This window comes from Pseudomonas sp. TE3899, assembly GCF_056279105.1.
On record NZ_JBWBQR010000001.1, the window covers coordinates 628,560 to 646,788 of the forward strand.

An 18,229-nucleotide genomic window follows, 5' to 3' on the forward strand; every position below is an offset into this window, starting at 1 on the left:
CGGACAATCAACGTTCTCGATAGTGGTCATTGATGACAGCGAGTGTGGCGGTCAATCCACGACCAGGTCGAGCATATGCACGACTTCCTGCTCGTTGAGCAGGCCCTTGCGCACCAGGTTTTCGGCCAGCAGCGAAAGAAATTTGGCGCTGCGATGGCCTTCCAGGTGCTTGAGTTCGGTCAAAGCGTTGTACACCTTGCTGGAAGTGCACAAGCCGACATTGCGGTGCGGGTTTTGCGTGGGCATGAGGTCGTCCTTGTTTTTATCAACCTGTTGTTTACGGACAGCTCCAACTGTGCGGACCTGTCATGACATAAATATGACCGTTTTTCCCAGAGCAAGGGAAGGCGGTCCAGTCAATCTTGCCTGTTTTACCCGCCAACACTGTCCCGACAGCGACCTTGACGCGATTTATCCAGACTTCGTCCGACTGGCGGGCATAAAAAAGGCCCCGCTGTTAAGGCGGGGCCTGATCAATCAGTTAGTAGCGTGGGCCCCCATAGTAACCATGGGGCCGGCCGTAATAGCCGCGTGGTGGGCCGTAATAAACCGGCGCCGGGCGGTAGTAGACCGGTTGCTGCACGTACACCGGGGCCGGCTGGTAGTAAACCGGTGGTGGCGGTTGTTGTACGTAAACCGGTTGAGGCTGAACGTAAACCGGCGCCTGCTCTACATAGACCGGCCGATTGGCGTTGATGAGGGCCGAGCCGACGATGGCCGAGCCAACGATCGCACCAAACACCGCTGGACCTTGCCAACCGCCACCGCCATGGGCTTCTGCCTGCCCTGCGACAGCCAGTACACCGATCAACAAGGCTACTGTGGGGATTTTACGGATCATGATAATTCCTCGGTTCTTCGACCCGGCGCTTGAATCTGCAATAGACCCAAGGATTGTCGCGGGGATACTTCTAAGACAGCGCTTTTTTGAAAAACTGCACAGCCGTTAGGTAAATTTTGTGTAAGGTCTGTACCGGCTTCCTTACGGTCCTGCAAAGCCCCGTGCAGACAGGCCTTATGATCGAACAGAACAGGATGGAATGGCTAATCCCGTCTATCTGAAAGTGCATTGGAAGGAGAAGTTTCATGCAGATGAACCCCAACAAAGATACCCAGCTGTGTATGTCGCTCTCAGGGCGCCCCGGGAACTTTGGCCTGCGATTTCACAATCATCTGTACGAACAGTTGGAATTGAATTTTTACTACAAGGCCTTCAGCAGCAAGGACCTGAACGGCGCGGTCGGTGGCATTCGCGCCTTGGGCATTCGCGGTTGCGGCGTATCGATGCCGTTCAAGGAAGCCTGTATCGCGCTGGTCGATGAACTGGACGCCTCTGCGGCCGCCATTCAGTCGATCAACACCATCGTGAACACCGACGGTCATCTCAAGGCCTACAACACTGATTACATCGCCATCGCCCAATTGCTGGAAACCCACCAGGTGCCCAAGGACTCGACCTTTGCCCTGCGCGGCAGCGGTGGCATGGCGAAAGCAGTGGCCAGTGCCTTGCGCGATGGCGGTTACGCCAACGGCCTGATAGTGGCCCGAAACGAGCGCGCCGGCCGTGCCCTGGCCGACGGCCTGGGTTATGAGTGGCAAGCAGAGCTGGGCGCCCGCCGCCCGCAGATGCTGATCAACGTCACACCCATCGGCATGACCGGCGGACCGGAGGCCGATCAACTCGCATTCGAGGCCGAGGTGATCAAGTCTGCAGAGACTGTGTTCGATGTGGTGGCGATTCCCTCGGAAACACCGCTGATCGTGCGCGGTCGCGCCGAAGGCAAGCGGGTGATCACCGGGTTGGAAGTGATTGCGATCCAGGCGTTGGAGCAGTTTGTGCTTTATACCGGTGTGCGGCCGACGGATGAGCAGTTCCAGGCGGCAGTGACGTTTGCCCGGAGCTGATCGCTCAGGATTTTTGGCGGCTGTACCGGCCCTCTTCGCGGGCAGCCTCGCTCCTACAGGTTATGCGTTGTAGCCCAAACCATGGCACACCCCAATCCTGTAGGAGCGAGGCTTGCCCGCGAACGGCCGCGCCGCGGTCCCGCAGACAAACCCACACCCCAGCCTATACTGCTCGCCAGCAAGCCAAGACTTGCCTCCAACACTAAAAAACCGTGATCGAGGTCTCCATGCATCCCGCCATTCTCAATCTGGATCAGGCCGAGCTGTTGCCGCTGCCTGAAGCGGTGGCCCCGGTGGGCGACACCGCCGACCGTTATCAACAACGCATGGCCCGCATCGGCCAGCAACTGGGCGCGCAGAAGCTCGGTTATCGCTTGTACGCGCTGGAGCCGGGCATGCGTGGCAGTCCGTTCCATAGCCATCGGGTCAACGAGGAGATGTTTTACGTCGTGGCCGGGGAAGGCGAGGTGCGCCTCGGCGCCGAGCGTTTCCCGATCCGCGCCGGCGATGTCATCGCCTGCCCGCCGGGTGGTCCCGAAGCGGCGCATCAGATCATCAATAGCAGCAACGCCGAGTTGCGTTATCTGGCGGTCAGTACCCAGCAATCGCCGGAGATTTGTGAGTACCCGGATTCCGGCAAGTACGTGGTGATGGATGATTTCAAGGTTGATGCTGAAGGCAACACGTCAGGTTTCGTCGCCGTGGCCAGGCAGGCCGACGGCATAGATTATTGGGACGGCGAATAGTCGGCGTCGAGTGAGCCTGGCAAGGGGGCTTGTCGGACCGCCTCGCCACAAGGTGGGTGTCAGGGTTATTCGAGGCGTGCCAGGCGCTCTTCCAGCGCGGCAATCCGCGCCTCCAGCTCTTCAATTCGCTCCACCGACACGCCGCCACCAGCGCCACGTTCCGTCGGGTTCTGCCGTGCCGCCAGAATCACTTCGATATCCGCCGGATCACCCAGTGCATGCATGTAACGGTCTTCACGCTGCCCGGCCTGGCGCGGAATCAACAGTGCCAGGCCGCGAGCGATCAAACGCTCCAGCTGATGCACCACTTGCTCGGCATCTTCGAACTCATGCATGCGGCCGCTGCGGGTCAGCAGTTCATTGACGGTTTGCGGGCCGCGCAGAAACAACAACCCGGTCAGGATCACCTGGGCCGGCACCAGCTCCAGCGCCTTGTCCACCTTGTGTTCCCAGCGGTCGGCGCGGCTGCCCATCACCAGCCGGGTGAACCCGCGACCTTCGAGGGCGCGCAGGCTCTGGCCGACCTGGCCCTGGGTCAGGTTCATCACCGGTTCGCGGCTGGTTTTCTGGTTGCAGGCGATCACCAGCGCATTGAGGGTCAGCGGATAGGTTTCCGGGCTGGTGGCCTGCTTCTCGATCAAGGCGCCCAAAATGCGGATTTCCGTGCTGTTGAGGCGCGGCTCGTCGAACGTGGTCTCTTGCTCAGTACTCATTCGCGCTTTTCCCTTTGCTGTCGAAGCATGCAGTCGAAGCCGCCTAGCCTAATCCTTGCGAAACAAAAGGCAAGCCGCCCGGTCATCAAGCATGGCTATAATCGCTCCACGTTTTCACACCCGCCACAACACGAGACTGCCATGACCATTTCCCTGTACGCCGCTTCCGTCCCGGTTTTCAAACAAATGCTCACCGCCCTGAGCGATGTTCTGAACAAGGCTGAAGCCCACGCCACTGCTAAAAACATTGACCCGAACGCGTTCCTGCAAGCCCGCCTGTACCCGGACATGTTCCCGCTGGTGCGTCAGGTGCAGATCGCCGTTGATTTCGCCAAAGGCGTTTCTTCGCGTCTGGCCGAAGTCGAAGTGCCGAAGTACGAAGACACCGAAACCACCTTCGCCGAGCTGCAAGCGTTGATCACCAAGGTGCTGGGCTACATCGGCGAGATCAAGCCGGAGCAGATCGATGGCAAGGAAGGCATCGAGATCATCACCCGTCCAGGCACGCCGAAAGAGAAGCGCTTCAGCGGCCAGGCTTACCTGCTGAGCTACGGCTTGCCGCAGTTCTTCTTCCACGTCACCACCGCCTACGCGTTGCTGCGTCACAACGGTGTGGAAGTGGGCAAGCGCGATTACATGGGCGCGTTCTAAACCTCCCGGCTACAAAAAAGCCCGCCAAGGTTTGCGCCTTGGCGGGCTTTTCGTTTGCCTTTGCCTTTGTAGGAGCCAGGCTTGCCGGCGAAGGCGTACTCAAGATCGCCTTCGCCGGCAAGCCTGGCTCCTACAGGGTCCGGTGTTACGCCAGACGTTGGGCTTTTTCGTCTTCACCCAAACACGCTGCGGCTGTGAACAACACATCGGTAGACGAATTCAACGCCGTTTCCGCCGAATCCTGCAATACACCAATAATGAAACCCACCGCCACCACCTGCATCGCGATTTCGCTCGGAATGCCGAACAGGCTGCACGCCAACGGGATCAGCAACAGCGAACCACCCGCCACACCCGAAGCACCACACGCACAAATCGCCGCGACGACGCTGAGCAAAATGGCCGTCGGAATGTCCACGGCAATCCCCAACGTATGCACGGCCGCCAGGGTCAGCACGGTAATCGTGATCGCCGCACCGGCCATGTTGATGGTCGCACCGAGCGGGATCGACACCGAGTAGGTGTCTTCATGCAAACCCAGGCGCCTGCTCAATTCCAGGTTAACCGGAATGTTCGCCGCCGAACTGCGGGTGAAGAACGCGGTGATCCCGCTTTCCCGCAAACACATCAGCACCAGCGGATACGGGTTGCGGCGCAGTTTCCAGAACACGATGGCCGGGTTCATCACCAGCGCCACGAACAGCATGCAGCCGAGCAATACGGCCAGCAGGTGCATGTAACCGATCAACGCACCGAAGCCCGAGGTGGCCAGGGTCGAAGCCACCAGCCCGAAAATCCCCAGCGGTGCGAAGCGAATCACCAGGCGCACGATCAAGGTCACGCCGTTGGACAAGTCACCGAGCACCTCGCGGGTGGTATCGCTGGCATGCCGGATGGCAATGCCCATGCCGATTGCCCACGCCAGAATGCCGATGAAATTGGCGTTCATCAGCGCGTTGACCGGGTTGTCGACCACACTCAGCAGCAGGCTTTGCAGCACTTCACCGATACCGCCCGGCGCCGTCACCGCGACATCATGTGTCGCCAACACCAGGCTCGACGGGAACAGCGTGCTGGCCACCACCGCGACCACGGCGGCGGCAAACGTGCCCAGCAAATAAAGAAACAGAATCGGCCGGATGTGGGTTTCCTGACCGTGTTTATGGTTGGCGATCGAGGCCATGACCAGCACGAACACCAAAATCGGCGCGACGGCTTTCAGCGCGGCGACAAACACTTTGCCGATGAACGCAGTGGACTTCGCCACGTCCGGCGCGAACAGGGCCAGGGCAATCCCGGCGATCAGGCCGATGATGATTTGCGTGACCAGGCTGGTGCGTTTCAAACGGTGCAATAGGGAAGGGGATGAAGCGCTCATAACGGTATCTCTGATTTTTTTTGGGTACAGGGTTCCGCAGGTCACGCAGCAATAAGCGGGGCAGGCCACATGGAGGAACCGAGGGATATCGCGCCATCAAGGCCAGCAACTGGCCGATGAACAGGGTGTACGAATCGCAGGGCGCGGACTTTATCACAGGGTCGTCCCCATCCTTCAGACCTGTGACGATCTGCCACCCGGGTTTCAACGTAATCGGCAGGTTCGTGCAACCCGCTCGGGAAACACTCTGTTAAGATTCGCCCTCCTCATTTTCAAGTTCTGCCAGCGGGCCTTCCGGGCTATCGCTGCTGTCGTCGTTTTCTGGAGTTCCGCATGTTGCTGCCCATTCTTCTGTTGTCGGCCGCCGGTTTCACGGTGCTGACCACGGAGTTCATCATCGTCGGCCTGTTGCCGGCGATTGCCCGAGACCTGGAGGTCAGCATTCCCCAGGCCGGTCTGCTGGTGACGTTGTTCGCCTTTACCGTGGCTGCGTTTGGTCCGTTCCTGACCGCGTACTTCGCACGCTTCGAGCGCCGTAAACTGTTTATCTCGGTGCTGATCATGTTTGGCGTGGCCAACACGGTCGCGGCGTTGGCGCCGAATATCTGGGTGATGGCCTTCGCCCGGTTGATTCCCGCGCTGGGCTTGCCGGTGTTCTGGGCCCTGGCCAGCGAGACGGCGGTGGACATCGTCGGTCCGGATCACGCGGGGCGCGCCATTTCCAAGATCGGGTTTGGCATCGTCTGCGCCATGGTGTTTGGGATTCCGGTTGGCACGCTGATTTCCGATGCCTTCGGCTGGCGCAGCGCCTTTGGCATCCTGGCAGTGATCGCGTTTGCCAAGGCCTTGCTGCTGTTCATCTATTTGCCGGGCACGCTCCTGCATCAGAATCAGGTGAGCTTTCGTTCGCAGTTCAAAATCCTGCGCAGCCCGTTGATGATCGGGCATGTGCTGCTGTCGATCCTGGTGTTTACCGGCATGTTCACCGCTTATACCTACCTGGCGGACATTCTTGAACGCCTGGCCGGTTTCAACGGCACGCTGGTCGGCTGGTGCCTGATGGGCTTCGGTGCGGTGGGGCTGATCGGCAACTGGTGGGGCGGTCGTGCGGTGGATCGGCACCCGTTGATCGCGTCGATGATGTTCTGCGCATTCTTGATTGCCGGCATGATCGCGTTGGTGCCGAATATTCATTCGCCGCTGGGGCTGGCGGCGGCAATGGGCATTTGGGGGATCACTCAGGCGGCCCTGTTTTTGGTCAGCCATGTGCGGTTGATGAAAGCCGCTCCCGAGGCGCCGGCCTTTGCCGCATCGCTGAACATCGCCGGGGCCAACCTCGGGATTGGCCTGGGCGCGATGGTGGGCGGTCGGGTGATCAACGCTGTCGGCCTCAGTGGCCTGGGTTTCGCGGCGGCCGCTTTCATCCTGGCTTCGATCCTGCTGGCCATGGCGCTGATGACCATGAAGCCGCGTGAGATCCTCACAGTTCAGTAAACAGCTCGCGTCGGGCACCTTCGGTAATCGCAACGATGCCGGGGTGCTTGACCTTGCGTTCCACTGAAATGGCGTAGAACGACTCGGTCACCGCGTCGGTCTGGCCGATCAACTCCACGCCGTATTGGCGTTTCACCTCGTCGGCAATCACGCTCGGGCCGATGAAAATCCCGCTGCCGGATTGGCCGAACGCCTGCATCAACGCGCTGTCGTCGAACTCACCGACAATGCGCGGCTGAATCTGCTGCTCGGCGAACCAGCGTTGCAAACGACTGCGCACCACGGTTTCCGGCCCGGGAATCAGCAGCGGTGCGCCGTGCAGGCTGCGCGGGAAATCCTGGCCGTACTGCGCCGTCAGTTCTTTCGTCGCAAAAAAACTGATCCCGCATTCCCCGAGTTTCTGGCTGTAGCCCTTGATGTCCAGGTGCGACGGCATCGGGCTGTCGGAAATCACCAGGTCCAGGCGCTGGATCGCCAGGTCGGCGAGCAAGCGTTCCAGCTTGTCCTCGCGACAGGTGATGCGCAGCGGCTCGCTCAATTCCATGGTCGGCGCGATCAGGCGATAGACGATGGATTTGGGCACCACATCCGCCACGCCGACCCGGAACAGAATCTGCTGCTCATTGGGTTGGGCGCGGAGCATCAGCTCCAGTTCGCCGCCGAGCTGGAACATCTGCTCGGCGTAGGGCAGGGTCTGGCGCCCGGCTTCGGTGAGTTCCAGGTTGCGGCCGACCCGGCGAAACAACTCGATGCCGTAGGTTTGTTCGAACAGGGAAATCTGCCCGCTGATGGTTTGCGGCGTCAGGTTCAACTGCTCGCAGGCGCGCACGATGCTGCCGGTCTTGGCCACCACCCAGAAGTAATGCAGCTGTCGATAATTCAGCATGGCGACCTACACTTCGTTAAAACCGAAGTATAACCGTTAAAAATACGAATTTTACTGAAGTGTTTGCCTCCCTAGAATGCCTCGCTATCGACGGGGCGGCTTTTCGCGCTGTCCGTTCTAACGAGGAAAGCCCTATGAAACTTACCGCTACGGCGCTGTTGATCACGTCTTTACTGGTATTGGCCGGTTGTGACCAGGCCGAAAAGAGCGCCCAGCAGTTGATGGGCAAGGCCACCGAGAGTGCCAAACAGGCCATCGACGACACCCATAAAGCCGCGGAACAGGCGCTCAGTGATGCCACCGGCGGCCTGATCAGCAAGAAAGAACAACCGGCCGAAGAGAAAGGGAACACCGAATCTTCGTCCCAGGAAATCTAAATCGTCTTAAGCGAGTCAGGACTGACCCATGGAATACCTTGTAGAACTAGCCGCCAGCCCCACCGCGTGGGTCGCCCTGGCCACGTTGATCGTCATGGAAATCGTGCTCGGCATCGATAACCTGATCTTCATCTCGATCCTGACCAATAAACTGCCGGAGCAGCATCGGCAGAAAGCGCGCCGCATCGGTATCGGCATGGCGTTGATCCTGCGTCTGGCACTGTTGAGCACCATTGCCTTCATCGTCCAGTTGACCGAGCCGGTGATCGATATCCTCGGCCAGACGTTCTCCTGGAAGGACATGATCCTGATCGCCGGTGGCCTGTTCCTGTTGTGGAAAGCCACCACCGAGATCCATCACAGCATGGACCCGGCGCCGGATGATCCGAAGTCGGCCACCTCCGGCGTCAGCCTGGGCTTTGCTGCGGCGATCGGGCAGATCCTGATGCTGGACATGGTGTTCTCCATCGACAGCATCATTACCGCCGTCGGCATGACCGAGCATTTGCCGATCATGATCATTGCGGTGGTGGTGTCGGTACTGGTGATGTTGTTGGCGGCTGATCCGCTGGCCAAGTTCATCTACGACAACCCGACCGTGGTGATGCTGGCCCTGGGCTTCCTGATCATGATCGGCATGACGCTGATCGCCGAAGGCTTCGGCGCCCACGTACCGAATGGCTACGTCTACGCGGCCATGGCCTTCTCGGCCACGATCGAGGGCTTGAACATGATGTCCCGGCGGGCCAAGCAGAAGCGACTTGCTGCTGAAGCTTAACCGGCGCTAAACAGAACGGCCGCCTGCACTCGAAAGAGTCCAGGCGGCCGTTTTTGTTTTTGGTGGTTGGAAAAAATGCCGGTCAGTGCGCAGTGGCGGGGCGTGCCGCCGGTTGATCAGGTTTGGCGGGGGCCGAGTGCACCGGATGATGATGGTGCCGCCGGGTGATGCGCAGGACTCCCCACAACATGGCGGCGGCCACGGCCAGCCAGCCGGAAATCAGCATTACGATTGTCATTGCCAGGCTCATCGGTGCCTCCTCTTTGCCCTGCTGCGGGCACACACGCTATGCAAGTGACAGTCTAGTCGCTGCTGTGTTTCAGGCTATTGACCAAAGGTCGCCTGTCACCAACCACTTCGCTCTATCGAACGCAAACAACTGCCGGTTAAGGCTATACCGCTGTCCCGTGGCGTCCTATGATCAGTGGCCAAGCCGGGAGCGCGATTGCCGGCGTCTGAACAAGAGAGTGATGATGGTGCGGGTATTTTCTCGAATTCGTTCTGTGGTGCTGGTGATGGGCTGCGTCGGCGTGTTGGCGGGTTGCGCCGGCAGTGTGGCGCCGGAGGTCAAGCGACTGCCGGAACGTGTTGAACTCAGCGGTACGTTCTACCGCGGCGAGGCCAATCAAAGTGGGCCACAAGTCCTTGCCAGCATGTTGTCCCAACAAGGCGTGGTGATCACGCCAGGGCTGCTGGAAAAGCCGCTGCATTTGCCGGGTGCCGAAGCGCAGTTGCAGCAGAACATGCAGAACCTGGCCCGCGAGTACGGCATGGTGGTGTATCCCCTCGACAGTCATCTGCCGGCGTTGTTGACCCAGGTCGCCGCCGGTTATCCGGTGATGGTGCGTTTCACCGAAGGCTCGGCGTTCTGGGCCAAACCGCGCTACGCCATCCTCGCCGGCTACAACCGGCAGAAGCAGACGGTGTTGTTGCGCTCCGGGATGAACCGTCGCTTGTTGATGGGTTTCAATTCGTTTGAGTCATCCTTCAAGGATGCGGGCGGCTGGGCCGTGCTGATCCAGAAGCCGAACCAGATTCCGGCCAGGGTCGATGAACAACGCTGGCTCAAGGCCGCGAGCGAATTGGGACAGGCGGGGCAGGAACAGGCCGCCGCACGGGCGACCAAGGCGTTGCAGGCTCAATAGTAGCTCCGTTCGTCATCTCCAGGGCACCGTCGCGTGCCCTTGGCCTCTTATGGGTAGGGCCCGGATTTCTCCGGGCCAGACCCAAGGAGGCGTCCATGGCACATTCCACTACCCCAGACGGTCCGCATTCTTCCGAGCATTCGTCCGGTCATGAGCTGGATTTCGATCCTGACTCGCCGGACCTCGCTGACCCTCAGGTCGATCCCGTCGGCCCCGCCAAGGCGCCCCGGGATATCAAGCCGGGCGAGGATGACAAGAAACCGGCCAAGCCCTACGACCCGTTGGCTGATCTCAAACCCTGACCTGCAGTGAGGTGTTTATGTCTACCGATTCGAGTTTTGATGACAAAGGTCCGGACAGCGTCCCAACGACCCCCGAAGATGACATCGACCCTGTGCTGGATCCGGACGGTCCGATGAGGGATCCGTTGGCGCGTCCCATGGTGGTGCCGACGGAGCATCCGCAAGGCCACAAAGACCCGAGTGCCGGAGATGGCATTCCCGATGACGACCAGATGCCGTTACCCAACGATTAGCCCGCGGATTCGCGATAAAAAAAGCCCCGACAAATCGGGGCTTTGTTGTTGCTGTCGCCGGTTTATTTCGAGGCTTCAACCACACCGCTCTGACGGTGCTTCAGATTCTTCGCCGCTTTGTACTGCAAGGCAACGGAGGGGGCTTCGGTGCTGCGGCCCGTTTCAACCCAGCTGCGGATCCGACTGGCGTCGGCAAAGTGCGTGTACTTGCCGAATGCGTCGAGAATCACCAGCGCCACCGGGCGATTGCCCATGCTAGTCACCAGCACCAGACAGTGCCCGGCCTCGTTGGTAAAGCCGGTCTTGGTGATTTTGATGTCCCAATTGGGCTTGTTCACCAAATGGTCGGTGTTGTGAAAGCCCAGGGTGTAGTTGGGTTTGCGGAACGCTACGGTGGTTTCCTTGGTGGTGGTCAGCTCAGTCAGCAGCGGGTATTTGTGCGCTGCGATCAGCAATTTGCTCAAGTCACGCGCCGTCGAGACGTTGCGCGGAGAAAGCCCGGTGGGTTCGACGAAGTGGGTGCTGGACATGCCCAGCGCCTTGGCCTTGGCGTTCATGGCTGCAATGAATGCGACGTAGCCGCCCGGGTAATGGTGGGCGAGGGTGGCGGCTGCGCGGTTTTCCGAGGACATCAGCGCAATCAGCAGCATCTTCTTGCGCGGCAGCTCGCTATTGAGCTTGACCCGCGAAAACACGCCTTTCATTTCCGGCGTGTGACTGATGTCGACGTTGATGTACTCATCCATGTTCTGGCGGGCTTCAACCACTACCAGTCCCGTCATCAGTTTGCTGACCGAGGCGATCGGCACCACCACGTCAGGGTTGTTGGCGTAAATGACTTTGTTGGTCTGCAAATCCATAAGCAGAGCGCTGCCAGAAGCAATCTTGAGTTGCGAGGCGTCGCGTGGTGCTGCGGTGGTTTCCGCAGCGTGGGTGATTGGCGTGATAACAGTCCCTGTCAACGCAAAAAATAGGCTCAGGATGGAAAGACGGATTTTCACGCGGGCGAACTCATAAGGGTGGATATGCCGTTTTGTTACGGGCTGTTTCTTAAAAACGACGCATTCTAGGAGTATGAGCCACGAAAGCGCTAGGCGCCCGTATGACGAGCGCTTTATATGAAGAAAATTTAATGTTTTTTGGTGGGTTTGCGTTTGATCAAGGGCACAAGCGCCGCGACATTATGTTGATAGCGTCGATAGTGTTCGCCAAACATTTCCAGCAGATCTTTCTCTTCAAAATGAACGCCGATCAGAATGTAGAGCGTGTTCAGTAGCGCGAACAGAAGATGTCCGGCGGTCATCTCGGGTGTCGCCCAGAATACGATCAGAAACCCGAGGTACAAGGGGTGACGAACCGCTTTGTAGAGCAACGGGGTTTTGAAGGTTGGGCTCTGACGCCGGTCAGGATAAAAGGCGTTGAGGGCCTGCTTTATGCCCAGCAATTCGAAATGACTGATCAGAAAAGTCGCGAGCACCACCACGCCCCAACCCAGCCAGAACAGCGCCATCAGCAATCCATGGCCCCAGGCGGACGTGACGCTCCAGATCGATACTTCGATGGGTTGCCACAACCAGAAAAGCAGCACGAGCACCAGGCAGGAAGACAGGACGTAGGTCGCGCGTTCGATAGGCGCCGGGATGAATCCGATCCACCAGCGTTTGAAGCGCATTCGCGCCATGCCGCTGTGCTGGACCGCAAAAAGCGTAATCAGCAAGGTGTCGACGATAACCGCCAGGGGCCAGTTGAGGCCGGGCCCGGTATTAATGTCCTTGGGCACACCAATGCCGGAGAGAAAGCCAATCATGTACAGCGCAGTGAGCAGGATATAACACATAACAACAGAGGCTATAAAGCAGGCCCGCCAGTTTGCCTGCGAAAGCAAGCGTGCGCTGTTGAGTGGGGTTGCTCGGCTTCATGAACGGCTCCTGGCGAGTGCCATTTGTATCCGTTTGTCCCGCTGAGGTCTGTAGGTCGTTTGCCCGATGGCCTGTCTCTTTATTCTGAAACTCGCGGGTTGTTTGTCCAGTGCCCAAAAAACAAAAAGCCCCGCAATTAGCGGGGCTCTTGTATGCGGCACGCCTGGGAACTCAGTCGTGCAGCGTCTCCGCTGCGTACAACGTATTTTCCAGCAGGCAGGCACGCGTCATCGGACCTACACCGCCAGGCACTGGAGTAATCCAGCCGGCGCGGGGCAGGGCGGTTTCGTAGATCACGTCACCCACCAGCTTGCCGTCTTCCTGGCGGTTGATGCCGACGTCGATCACGATCGCGCCTTCCTTGATCCACTCACCCTTGACCAGGCCCGGCTTGCCGGCGGCAACCACGACCAGATCGGCACGGCCAACGTGGCCGGCCAGATCCTTGGTGAAGCGGTGAGTGACCGTCACGGTGCAGCCGGCCAGCAGCAATTCCATCGCCATCGGACGGCCAACAATGTTGGAAGCGCCGACAATCACCGCGTCCATCCCGTAAAGATCCGCTCCGGTGCTTTCCAGCAGGGTCATGATGCCTTTGGGTGTGCAGGGGCGCAGCAGTGGAATGCGTTGGGCCAGGCGACCGACGTTATACGGGTGGAAACCGTCGACATCTTTATCCGGACGAATGCGCTCCAGCAATTTGGAGGCGTCCAGGTGGGCAGGTAAAGGAAGCTGAAGCAGAACGCCGTCGATTGCCGGGTCGTCGTTCAGGCGATCAATCAGCTCGGTCAGCGCTTGCTGAGTGGTTTCAGAAGGCAGGTCGTAGGCCTGGGACAGGAAGCCGACCTCTTCACAGTCTTTACGCTTGTGCGAGACATAAACCTGAGAGGCAGGATCGCTGCCGACCAGGATCACCGCGAGACCGGGCGTGCGCAGGCCTTGCTGGCGACGTTCGGCGACTCGTTTGGCGATCTGCTGGCGCAGGCTGGCGGCGATTGACTTGCCGTCGATAAGTTGTGCAGTCATTGCGCGTGATTAACCATCGAGAGGGGGAAAAAAGAGGGCGCATTCTCGCATGTCAGGCGGCGAGGGCAAAGGCGCTTGGTCTGCAAATTCCTCTAAGCCCTTTAATTAAATGAATTTTTTTTAAAAAGGATTTGACGGGCTTTGGGGCGCTCTATACTATTCGTCGCACTTGTCGGGCACAGCCTAGCACTGGATGAGAAGGTCAAGCGGGATTACGGTTCCGTGAGGCTGGAAGCACTTAGTTTGTAGTCCTCCAAGAGTACAGATTAATAAGGCGCCCGTAGCTCAGCTGGATAGAGCATCCGCCTTCTAAGCGGATGGTCGCAGGTTCGAGTCCTGCCGGGTGCGCCATTAGGCAGCTTTGGCACAAGTAGCGCAGTATGGTGGGCGTAGCTCAGTTGGTAGAGCACGGGATTGTGACTCCCGTTGTCGAGGGTTCGATCCCCTTCGTCCACCCCATATTTCGAAAGGCGCCAGATTAACAGTCTGGCGCCTTTGCTTTAACAGCTTCAAGCCGCGGATGTGGTGGAATTGGTAGACACACTGGATTTAGGTTCCAGCGCCGCGAGGCGTAAGAGTTCGAGTCTCTTCATCCGCACCAAATAAAGCTTCACCCGGGTCGTTGATCCGGTGGGGGCGCAGCAAGGAAGTTGTTTGACTTTCTTGTGAGGCAATATGGTGGGCGTAGCTCAGTTGGTAGAGCACGGGATTGTGACTCCCGTTGTCGAGGGTTCGATCCCCTTCGTCCACCCCATATTTCGAAAGGCGCCAGATTTAATAGTCTGGCGCCTTTTTTGTTTTAGCGGTTCGAGTGTTCAGCGGCTGCAGGTTCTGGGTCGCCGGGGTGGGGTGTTTCGTCGTATTTATGTTTCTCGATGATGCCGCGCCGCCCGCCGGCCTTGCTCGCAAGGTCGGCTGTCAGGGAGATGCCTGCTACTTCTTCTATATATAGAAGAGGTGGTGCAGAGCCCTGGCTTGACTGGCTGTATTTGCTAACAGGGCGAGGCACAACCGTTTGTCCCTCGCCTATAAATTGCCTGCTGTTTTTTTACCCGTTTTCAGTAGGGTGACTTCTTGAGTTTGACCCACTAGAATGCATGCCCTTGATTCTGGGGTCGGAAACGGCCGGCTAACGTCTGTGCAACGAGGAATATCCATGCAAGTTTCTGTTGAAAATACTTCTGCTCTTGAGCGCCGCATGAGCATCACCGTGCCGGCTGAGCGCATCGAGACTCAGGTCAACAAGCGTCTGCAGCAGACCGCCCAAAAGGCCAAGATTGCTGGCTTCCGTCCAGGCAAAGTGCCAATGAGTGAAATCAAGCGCCGTTTCGGTGCTGATGCACGCCAGGAAGCTGTAGGCGACGTGATCCAGTCCTCCTTCTACGAAGCTGTCGTTGAGCAGAAGCTGAACCCGGCTGGCGCTCCTTCGATCGAGCCTAAATCGATCGAAGCTGGCAAGGATCTGGAATACGTCGCGATTTTTGAAGTGTTCCCTGAGTTCACTGTAGCCGGTTTCGAAGGCATCACTGTCGAGCGCCTGAGCGCTGACGTGGCTGACGCTGACCTGGACAAGATGCTCGACATCCTGCGTAAGCAAAACACCCGTTTCGAAGTAGCCGATCGTGCTGCCCAGAACGAAGACCAACTGAACATCGATTTCGTTGGCAAGGTTGACGGTGAAGTGTTCGCTGGCGGTTCCGCCAAAGGTACTCAGCTGGTTCTGGGTTCCGGCCGCATGATCCCTGGTTTCGAAGACGGTCTGGTTGGCGCTAAAGCCGGCGAAGAACGCGTTCTGAACCTGACCTTCCCAGAGGACTACCAGAACCTCGACCTGGCAGGTAAGACTGCTGAGTTCACCGTGACCGTGAACACTGTTTCCGAGCCAAAACTGCCTGAGCTGACCGAAGAATTCTTCGCTCAATTCGGCATCAAGGAAACCGGTCTGGAAGGCTTCCGCACCGAAGTTCGCAAGAACATGGAGCGCGAGCTGCGTCAGGCGATCAAATCCAAGGTCAAGAATCAGGTAATGGACGGTCTGCTGACCACCAACCCGATCGAAGTGCCAAAGGCTCTGTTGTCCAACGAAGTTGATCGTCTGCGCGTGCAGGCTGTTCAGCAATTCGGCGGCAACATCAAGCCCGACCAACTGCCGGCCGAGCTGTTCGAAGAACAAGCCAAGCGCCGCGTTGTGCTGGGTCTGATCGTGGCTGAAGTGGTCAAGCAGTTCGACCTCAAGCCTGACGAAGCCCGCGTTCGCGAAATGATTCAGGAAATGGCTTCGGCCTACCAAGAGCCTGAGCAGGTTGTGTCCTGGTACTACAAGAACGACCAGCAACTGAACGAAGTCCGTTCGGTTGTGCTGGAAGAACAAGTTGTGGATACTGTTCTGCAGAAGGCAAACGTGACCGACAAATCGGTCTCTTACGAAGAAGCAGTCAAGCCGGTAGAAGCTCCACAAGCCGACTGATCGTTTCTGCGCTAAGAAGTAATCACCATAAGCCAGCCTTCGCGCTGGCTTATGCGTATTCAAGACATAACTATTTGGGAGTGACTGCAGAGCATGTTCCGTAATTCGTATATTCAGCAGAACTCTGATATCCAGGCCGCAGGCGGCCTGGTCCCGATGGTTGTCGAGCAGTCTGCTCGTGGCGAGCGCGCTTACGACATTTACTCGCGTCTCCTCAAGGAGCGAGTGATCTTTCTGGTTGGTCCGGTAGAGGACTACATGGCCAACCTGATCTGTGCGCAACTGCTGTTCCTTGAAGCGGAAAACCCGGACAAGGACATCCATCTCTATATCAACTCCCCGGGCGGTTCGGTGACAGCAGGCATGTCGATCTACGACACCATGCAGTTCATCAAACCCAACGTTTCGACTACTTGTATCGGCCAGGCGTGCAGCATGGGTGCGTTCCTGCTGACGGCCGGTGCCGCTGGCAAGCGTTTCTGCCTGCCGAACTCGCGTGTGATGATTCACCAGCCATTGGGCGGTTTCCAGGGTCAGGCATCGGATATCGAAATCCATGCCAAGGAAATCCTCTTCATTCGTGAGCGTCTCAACACGCTGATGGCCAAGCACAGCGGGCACACACTGGAAGAAATCGAACGCGACACCAACCGCGACAACTTCATGAGCGCAGAAGCCGCGCGTGAGTACGGGTTGATCGATGAAGTGATCAGCCAGCGGCCCGCTTAAATAAGCAGCTCAAAATAGGCTTGGTCGGCCGCTCCGATCACTAGCGGGCTTGAAAAAGCCCGCAATAGCCTTCATCTTGTGTTGCAAGCCTATCGGATTTGGATCGAACGAATGACTGACACCCGCAACGGCGAGGACAACGGCAAGCTGCTCTATTGCTCCTTCTGTGGCAAAAGCCAGCATGAAGTGCGCAAATTGATTGCCGGCCCCTCGGTCTTTATCTGCGACGAGTGCGTCGACCTGTGCAATGACATCATCCGAGAGGAGGTGCAGGAAGCCCAGGCCGAGAGCAGCGCGCATAAATTGCCTTCGCCTAAAGAAATCAGCGGCATCCTTGATCAGTATGTGATTGGTCAAGAGCGTGCGAAAAAGGTTCTGGCCGTAGCGGTGTATAACCACTACAAACGCCTGAACCAGCGTGACAAAAAGAATGACGACGTCGAACTCGGCAAAAGCAACATCTTGCTGATCGGCCCGACAGGCTCGGGTAAAACCCTGCTTGCCGAAACACTGGCCCGCTTGTTGAACGTTCCGTTCACCATCGCCGACGCAACCACCCTCACCGAGGCGGGTTACGTAGGGGAAGATGTCGAGAACATCATTCAGAAGCTGCTGCAGAAGTGCGATTACGATGTGGAAAAGGCCCAGATGGGCATTGTCTACATCGATGAAATCGACAAGATTTCGCGCAAGTCTGACAACCCGTCGATCACCCGGGACGTTTCCGGTGAAGGCGTGCAGCAGGCCTTGCTCAAGTTGATCGAAGGCACGGTCGCTTCCGTTCCGCCGCAAGGTGGCCGCAAGCATCCGCAGCAGGAATTCCTTCAGGTCGACACCCGTAACATCCTGTTCATTTGCGGTGGTGCGTTCTCCGGTCTGGAGAAGGTTATTCAACAGCGCTCCACCCGTGGCGGCATCGGCTTCAACGCCGAGGTACGCAGCAAGGAAGAAGGTAAGAAAGTCGGTGAATCCCTGCGTGAAGTCGAGCCTGACGATCTGGTCAAGTTCGGTCTGATCCCGGAATTCGTCGGTCGTCTGCCGGTCCTCGCCACGCTGGACGAGCTTGATGAGGCTGCGTTGATGCAGATCCTGACCGAGCCGAAAAATGCTCTGACCAAGCAGTATGCCAAGCTGTTCGAGATGGAAGGCGTGGACCTGGAATTCCGGGCCGACGCACTGAAATCGGTCGCCAAACGTGCCCTGGAACGCAAGACCGGTGCCCGTGGACTGCGCTCGATTCTCGAAGGCGTATTGCTCGACACTATGTATGAAATCCCCTCGCAGTCCGAGGTGAGCAAAGTAGTGATCGATGAAAGCGTTATCGAAGGCAAGTCCAAGCCACTGTATATCTACGAAAACAGTGAGCCGACAGCCAAGGCCGCGCCAGACGCTTAAGCGTCACGCAGCTGGAATAAAGAAGGGGCCTTCGGGCCCCTTTTCTTTTAAACCGTTTTAACACCCTCTTTGCGCTTGTTTTTTT

Annotated in this window: 21 protein-coding genes and 4 tRNA genes; 16 read left to right on the plus strand and 9 right to left on the minus strand. The window is 58.1% G+C overall.

Going from position 1 to position 18,229, the window contains the following annotated elements; translation table 11 throughout:
• Positions 1–51: 51 nt before the first annotated feature.
• Together ACZ89E_RS02760 and ACZ89E_RS02765 are read right to left on the minus strand one after the other, a co-directional pair.
• Positions 52–246, minus strand: a complete 195-nt coding sequence (locus ACZ89E_RS02760) for a hypothetical protein (protein ID WP_123409983.1) — start codon at positions 244–246, stop codon at positions 52–54.
• A gap of 235 nt (positions 247–481) precedes the next feature.
• A complete protein-coding gene (locus ACZ89E_RS02765) occupies positions 482–841 on the minus strand; it encodes a hypothetical protein (protein ID WP_149662255.1) in 360 nt (119 codons plus the stop codon).
• Between the two features lie 245 nt (positions 842–1,086).
• Between ACZ89E_RS02765 and ACZ89E_RS02770 the strand changes: the two genes are divergently transcribed.
• Both ACZ89E_RS02770 and ACZ89E_RS02775 read left to right on the plus strand, forming a co-directional pair.
• Complete coding sequence (locus tag ACZ89E_RS02770) at positions 1,087–1,905, plus strand: shikimate 5-dehydrogenase (protein WP_476254789.1); 819 nt, start codon at positions 1,087–1,089, stop codon at positions 1,903–1,905.
• A gap of 227 nt (positions 1,906–2,132) precedes the next feature.
• On the plus strand, positions 2,133–2,651 hold the full coding sequence (locus ACZ89E_RS02775; RefSeq protein ID WP_476254790.1) for a cupin domain-containing protein: 519 nt from the start codon (positions 2,133–2,135) through the stop codon (positions 2,649–2,651).
• 65 nt (positions 2,652–2,716) lie between these two features.
• On the opposite strand, the gene ACZ89E_RS02780 is transcribed toward ACZ89E_RS02775, so the two are convergent.
• Positions 2,717–3,364: a YceH family protein gene (locus ACZ89E_RS02780; protein ID WP_133838825.1), complete on the minus strand. Its 648-nt coding sequence runs from the start codon at positions 3,362–3,364 to the stop codon at positions 2,717–2,719.
• Between the two features lie 141 nt (positions 3,365–3,505).
• Here ACZ89E_RS02780 and ACZ89E_RS02785 point away from each other — a divergent pair, with 141 nt between their 5' ends.
• Positions 3,506–4,015, plus strand: coding sequence for a DUF1993 domain-containing protein (locus ACZ89E_RS02785; RefSeq protein WP_149662258.1), 510 nt, complete (start codon positions 3,506–3,508; stop codon positions 4,013–4,015).
• 145 nt (positions 4,016–4,160) lie between these two features.
• On the opposite strand, the gene sstT is transcribed toward ACZ89E_RS02785, so the two are convergent.
• Complete coding sequence (gene sstT / locus ACZ89E_RS02790) at positions 4,161–5,393, minus strand: serine/threonine transporter SstT (protein WP_476254791.1); 1,233 nt, start codon at positions 5,391–5,393, stop codon at positions 4,161–4,163.
• Between the two features lie 333 nt (positions 5,394–5,726).
• Between sstT and ACZ89E_RS02795 the strand changes: the two genes are divergently transcribed.
• Positions 5,727–6,887, plus strand: a complete 1,161-nt coding sequence (locus tag ACZ89E_RS02795) for an MFS transporter (protein ID WP_149661984.1) — start codon at positions 5,727–5,729, stop codon at positions 6,885–6,887.
• On the opposite strand, the gene nhaR is transcribed toward ACZ89E_RS02795, so the two are convergent.
• On the minus strand, positions 6,874–7,773 hold the full coding sequence (nhaR, locus tag ACZ89E_RS02800; RefSeq protein ID WP_149661983.1) for a transcriptional activator NhaR: 900 nt from the start codon (positions 7,771–7,773) through the stop codon (positions 6,874–6,876). The genes ACZ89E_RS02795 and nhaR overlap by 14 nt on opposite strands.
• 134 nt (positions 7,774–7,907) lie before the next feature.
• Here nhaR and ACZ89E_RS02805 point away from each other — a divergent pair, with 134 nt between their 5' ends.
• Together ACZ89E_RS02805 and ACZ89E_RS02810 are read left to right on the plus strand one after the other, a co-directional pair.
• Complete coding sequence (locus ACZ89E_RS02805) at positions 7,908–8,150, plus strand: hypothetical protein (RefSeq protein WP_149661982.1); 243 nt, start codon at positions 7,908–7,910, stop codon at positions 8,148–8,150.
• Positions 8,151–8,178: 28 nt separating this feature from the next.
• A complete protein-coding gene (locus ACZ89E_RS02810) occupies positions 8,179–8,928 on the plus strand; it encodes a TerC family protein (RefSeq protein ID WP_476254792.1) in 750 nt (249 codons plus the stop codon).
• Between the two features lie 82 nt (positions 8,929–9,010).
• Here the strand turns inward: ACZ89E_RS02810 and ACZ89E_RS02815 are convergent, their stop codons facing one another.
• Positions 9,011–9,166, minus strand: a complete 156-nt coding sequence (locus ACZ89E_RS02815) for a hypothetical protein (RefSeq protein ID WP_178129300.1) — start codon at positions 9,164–9,166, stop codon at positions 9,011–9,013.
• Positions 9,167–9,401: 235 nt separating this feature from the next.
• On the opposite strand from ACZ89E_RS02815, the gene ACZ89E_RS02820 reads away from it, so the two are divergent.
• The 3 genes from ACZ89E_RS02820 (at position 9,402) to ACZ89E_RS02830 (ending at position 10,608) form a co-directional block, all read left to right on the plus strand.
• Positions 9,402–10,073, plus strand: a complete 672-nt coding sequence (locus ACZ89E_RS02820) for a peptidase C39 family protein (protein WP_476254793.1) — start codon at positions 9,402–9,404, stop codon at positions 10,071–10,073.
• A gap of 95 nt (positions 10,074–10,168) precedes the next feature.
• Positions 10,169–10,375 carry a DUF6021 family protein gene (locus ACZ89E_RS02825; protein ID WP_133838817.1) on the plus strand — a complete coding sequence of 69 codons (207 nt, stop codon included), beginning with the start codon at positions 10,169–10,171 and terminating at the stop codon, positions 10,373–10,375.
• A 17-nt stretch (positions 10,376–10,392) separates the two neighbouring features.
• Positions 10,393–10,608: a hypothetical protein gene (locus ACZ89E_RS02830; RefSeq protein ID WP_476254794.1), complete on the plus strand. Its 216-nt coding sequence runs from the start codon at positions 10,393–10,395 to the stop codon at positions 10,606–10,608.
• A gap of 62 nt (positions 10,609–10,670) precedes the next feature.
• On the opposite strand, the gene pbpG is transcribed toward ACZ89E_RS02830, so the two are convergent.
• The 3 genes from pbpG to folD all read right to left on the minus strand — a co-directional run bounded on the left by pbpG (position 10,671) and on the right by folD (position 13,553).
• On the minus strand, positions 10,671–11,609 hold the full coding sequence (gene pbpG / locus ACZ89E_RS02835; protein ID WP_149661977.1) for a D-alanyl-D-alanine endopeptidase: 939 nt from the start codon (positions 11,607–11,609) through the stop codon (positions 10,671–10,673).
• Positions 11,610–11,737: 128 nt separating this feature from the next.
• Entirely contained in the window at positions 11,738–12,415 is a 678-nt protein-coding gene (mddA, locus tag ACZ89E_RS02840; protein WP_476254795.1) for a methanethiol S-methyltransferase, read from the minus strand.
• A 283-nt stretch (positions 12,416–12,698) separates the two neighbouring features.
• Positions 12,699–13,553: a bifunctional methylenetetrahydrofolate dehydrogenase/methenyltetrahydrofolate cyclohydrolase FolD gene (gene folD, locus ACZ89E_RS02845; protein WP_463257938.1), complete on the minus strand. Its 855-nt coding sequence runs from the start codon at positions 13,551–13,553 to the stop codon at positions 12,699–12,701.
• Between the two features lie 274 nt (positions 13,554–13,827).
• Between folD and ACZ89E_RS02850 the strand changes: the two genes are divergently transcribed.
• The 7 genes from ACZ89E_RS02850 (at position 13,828) to clpX (ending at position 18,144) form a co-directional block, all read left to right on the plus strand.
• Positions 13,828–13,904, plus strand: a tRNA-Arg gene (locus tag ACZ89E_RS02850).
• A 32-nt stretch (positions 13,905–13,936) separates the two neighbouring features.
• A tRNA-His gene (locus ACZ89E_RS02855) sits at positions 13,937–14,012 on the plus strand.
• Positions 14,013–14,069: 57 nt separating this feature from the next.
• A tRNA-Leu gene (locus ACZ89E_RS02860) sits at positions 14,070–14,154 on the plus strand.
• Between the two features lie 77 nt (positions 14,155–14,231).
• A tRNA-His gene (locus tag ACZ89E_RS02865) sits at positions 14,232–14,307 on the plus strand.
• A 402-nt stretch (positions 14,308–14,709) separates the two neighbouring features.
• Positions 14,710–16,020, plus strand: a complete 1,311-nt coding sequence (tig, locus tag ACZ89E_RS02870) for a trigger factor (RefSeq protein WP_476254796.1) — start codon at positions 14,710–14,712, stop codon at positions 16,018–16,020.
• A 93-nt stretch (positions 16,021–16,113) separates the two neighbouring features.
• Positions 16,114–16,749, plus strand: a complete 636-nt coding sequence (gene clpP, locus ACZ89E_RS02875) for an ATP-dependent Clp endopeptidase proteolytic subunit ClpP (protein WP_008148423.1) — start codon at positions 16,114–16,116, stop codon at positions 16,747–16,749.
• A 111-nt stretch (positions 16,750–16,860) separates the two neighbouring features.
• A complete protein-coding gene (gene clpX / locus ACZ89E_RS02880; protein ID WP_133838758.1) occupies positions 16,861–18,144 on the plus strand; it encodes an ATP-dependent Clp protease ATP-binding subunit ClpX in 1,284 nt (427 codons plus the stop codon).
• Positions 18,145–18,229 lie beyond the last annotated feature (85 nt).

Coding starts and splice junctions, on each gene's coding strand:
- ACZ89E_RS02760 (WP_123409983.1), bottom strand. CDS start 246: ATGCCCACGCAAAACCCGCACCGCAATGTCGGCTTGTGCACTTCCAGC.
- ACZ89E_RS02765 (WP_149662255.1), bottom strand. CDS start 841: ATGATCCGTAAAATCCCCACAGTAGCCTTGTTGATCGGTGTACTGGCT.
- ACZ89E_RS02770 (WP_476254789.1), top strand. CDS start 1,087: ATGCAGATGAACCCCAACAAAGATACCCAGCTGTGTATGTCGCTCTCA.
- ACZ89E_RS02775 (WP_476254790.1), top strand. CDS start 2,133: ATGCATCCCGCCATTCTCAATCTGGATCAGGCCGAGCTGTTGCCGCTG.
- ACZ89E_RS02780 (WP_133838825.1), bottom strand. CDS start 3,364: ATGAGTACTGAGCAAGAGACCACGTTCGACGAGCCGCGCCTCAACAGC.
- ACZ89E_RS02785 (WP_149662258.1), top strand. CDS start 3,506: ATGACCATTTCCCTGTACGCCGCTTCCGTCCCGGTTTTCAAACAAATG.
- sstT (WP_476254791.1), bottom strand. CDS start 5,393: ATGAGCGCTTCATCCCCTTCCCTATTGCACCGTTTGAAACGCACCAGC.
- ACZ89E_RS02795 (WP_149661984.1), top strand. CDS start 5,727: ATGTTGCTGCCCATTCTTCTGTTGTCGGCCGCCGGTTTCACGGTGCTG.
- nhaR (WP_149661983.1), bottom strand. CDS start 7,773: ATGCTGAATTATCGACAGCTGCATTACTTCTGGGTGGTGGCCAAGACC.
- ACZ89E_RS02805 (WP_149661982.1), top strand. CDS start 7,908: ATGAAACTTACCGCTACGGCGCTGTTGATCACGTCTTTACTGGTATTG.
- ACZ89E_RS02810 (WP_476254792.1), top strand. CDS start 8,179: ATGGAATACCTTGTAGAACTAGCCGCCAGCCCCACCGCGTGGGTCGCC.
- ACZ89E_RS02815 (WP_178129300.1), bottom strand. CDS start 9,166: ATGACAATCGTAATGCTGATTTCCGGCTGGCTGGCCGTGGCCGCCGCC.
- ACZ89E_RS02820 (WP_476254793.1), top strand. CDS start 9,402: ATGGTGCGGGTATTTTCTCGAATTCGTTCTGTGGTGCTGGTGATGGGC.
- ACZ89E_RS02825 (WP_133838817.1), top strand. CDS start 10,169: ATGGCACATTCCACTACCCCAGACGGTCCGCATTCTTCCGAGCATTCG.
- ACZ89E_RS02830 (WP_476254794.1), top strand. CDS start 10,393: ATGTCTACCGATTCGAGTTTTGATGACAAAGGTCCGGACAGCGTCCCA.
- mddA (WP_476254795.1), bottom strand. CDS start 12,415: ATGATTGGCTTTCTCTCCGGCATTGGTGTGCCCAAGGACATTAATACC.
- folD (WP_463257938.1), bottom strand. CDS start 13,553: ATGACTGCACAACTTATCGACGGCAAGTCAATCGCCGCCAGCCTGCGC.
- tig (WP_476254796.1), top strand. CDS start 14,710: ATGCAAGTTTCTGTTGAAAATACTTCTGCTCTTGAGCGCCGCATGAGC.
- clpP (WP_008148423.1), top strand. CDS start 16,114: ATGTTCCGTAATTCGTATATTCAGCAGAACTCTGATATCCAGGCCGCA.
- clpX (WP_133838758.1), top strand. CDS start 16,861: ATGACTGACACCCGCAACGGCGAGGACAACGGCAAGCTGCTCTATTGC.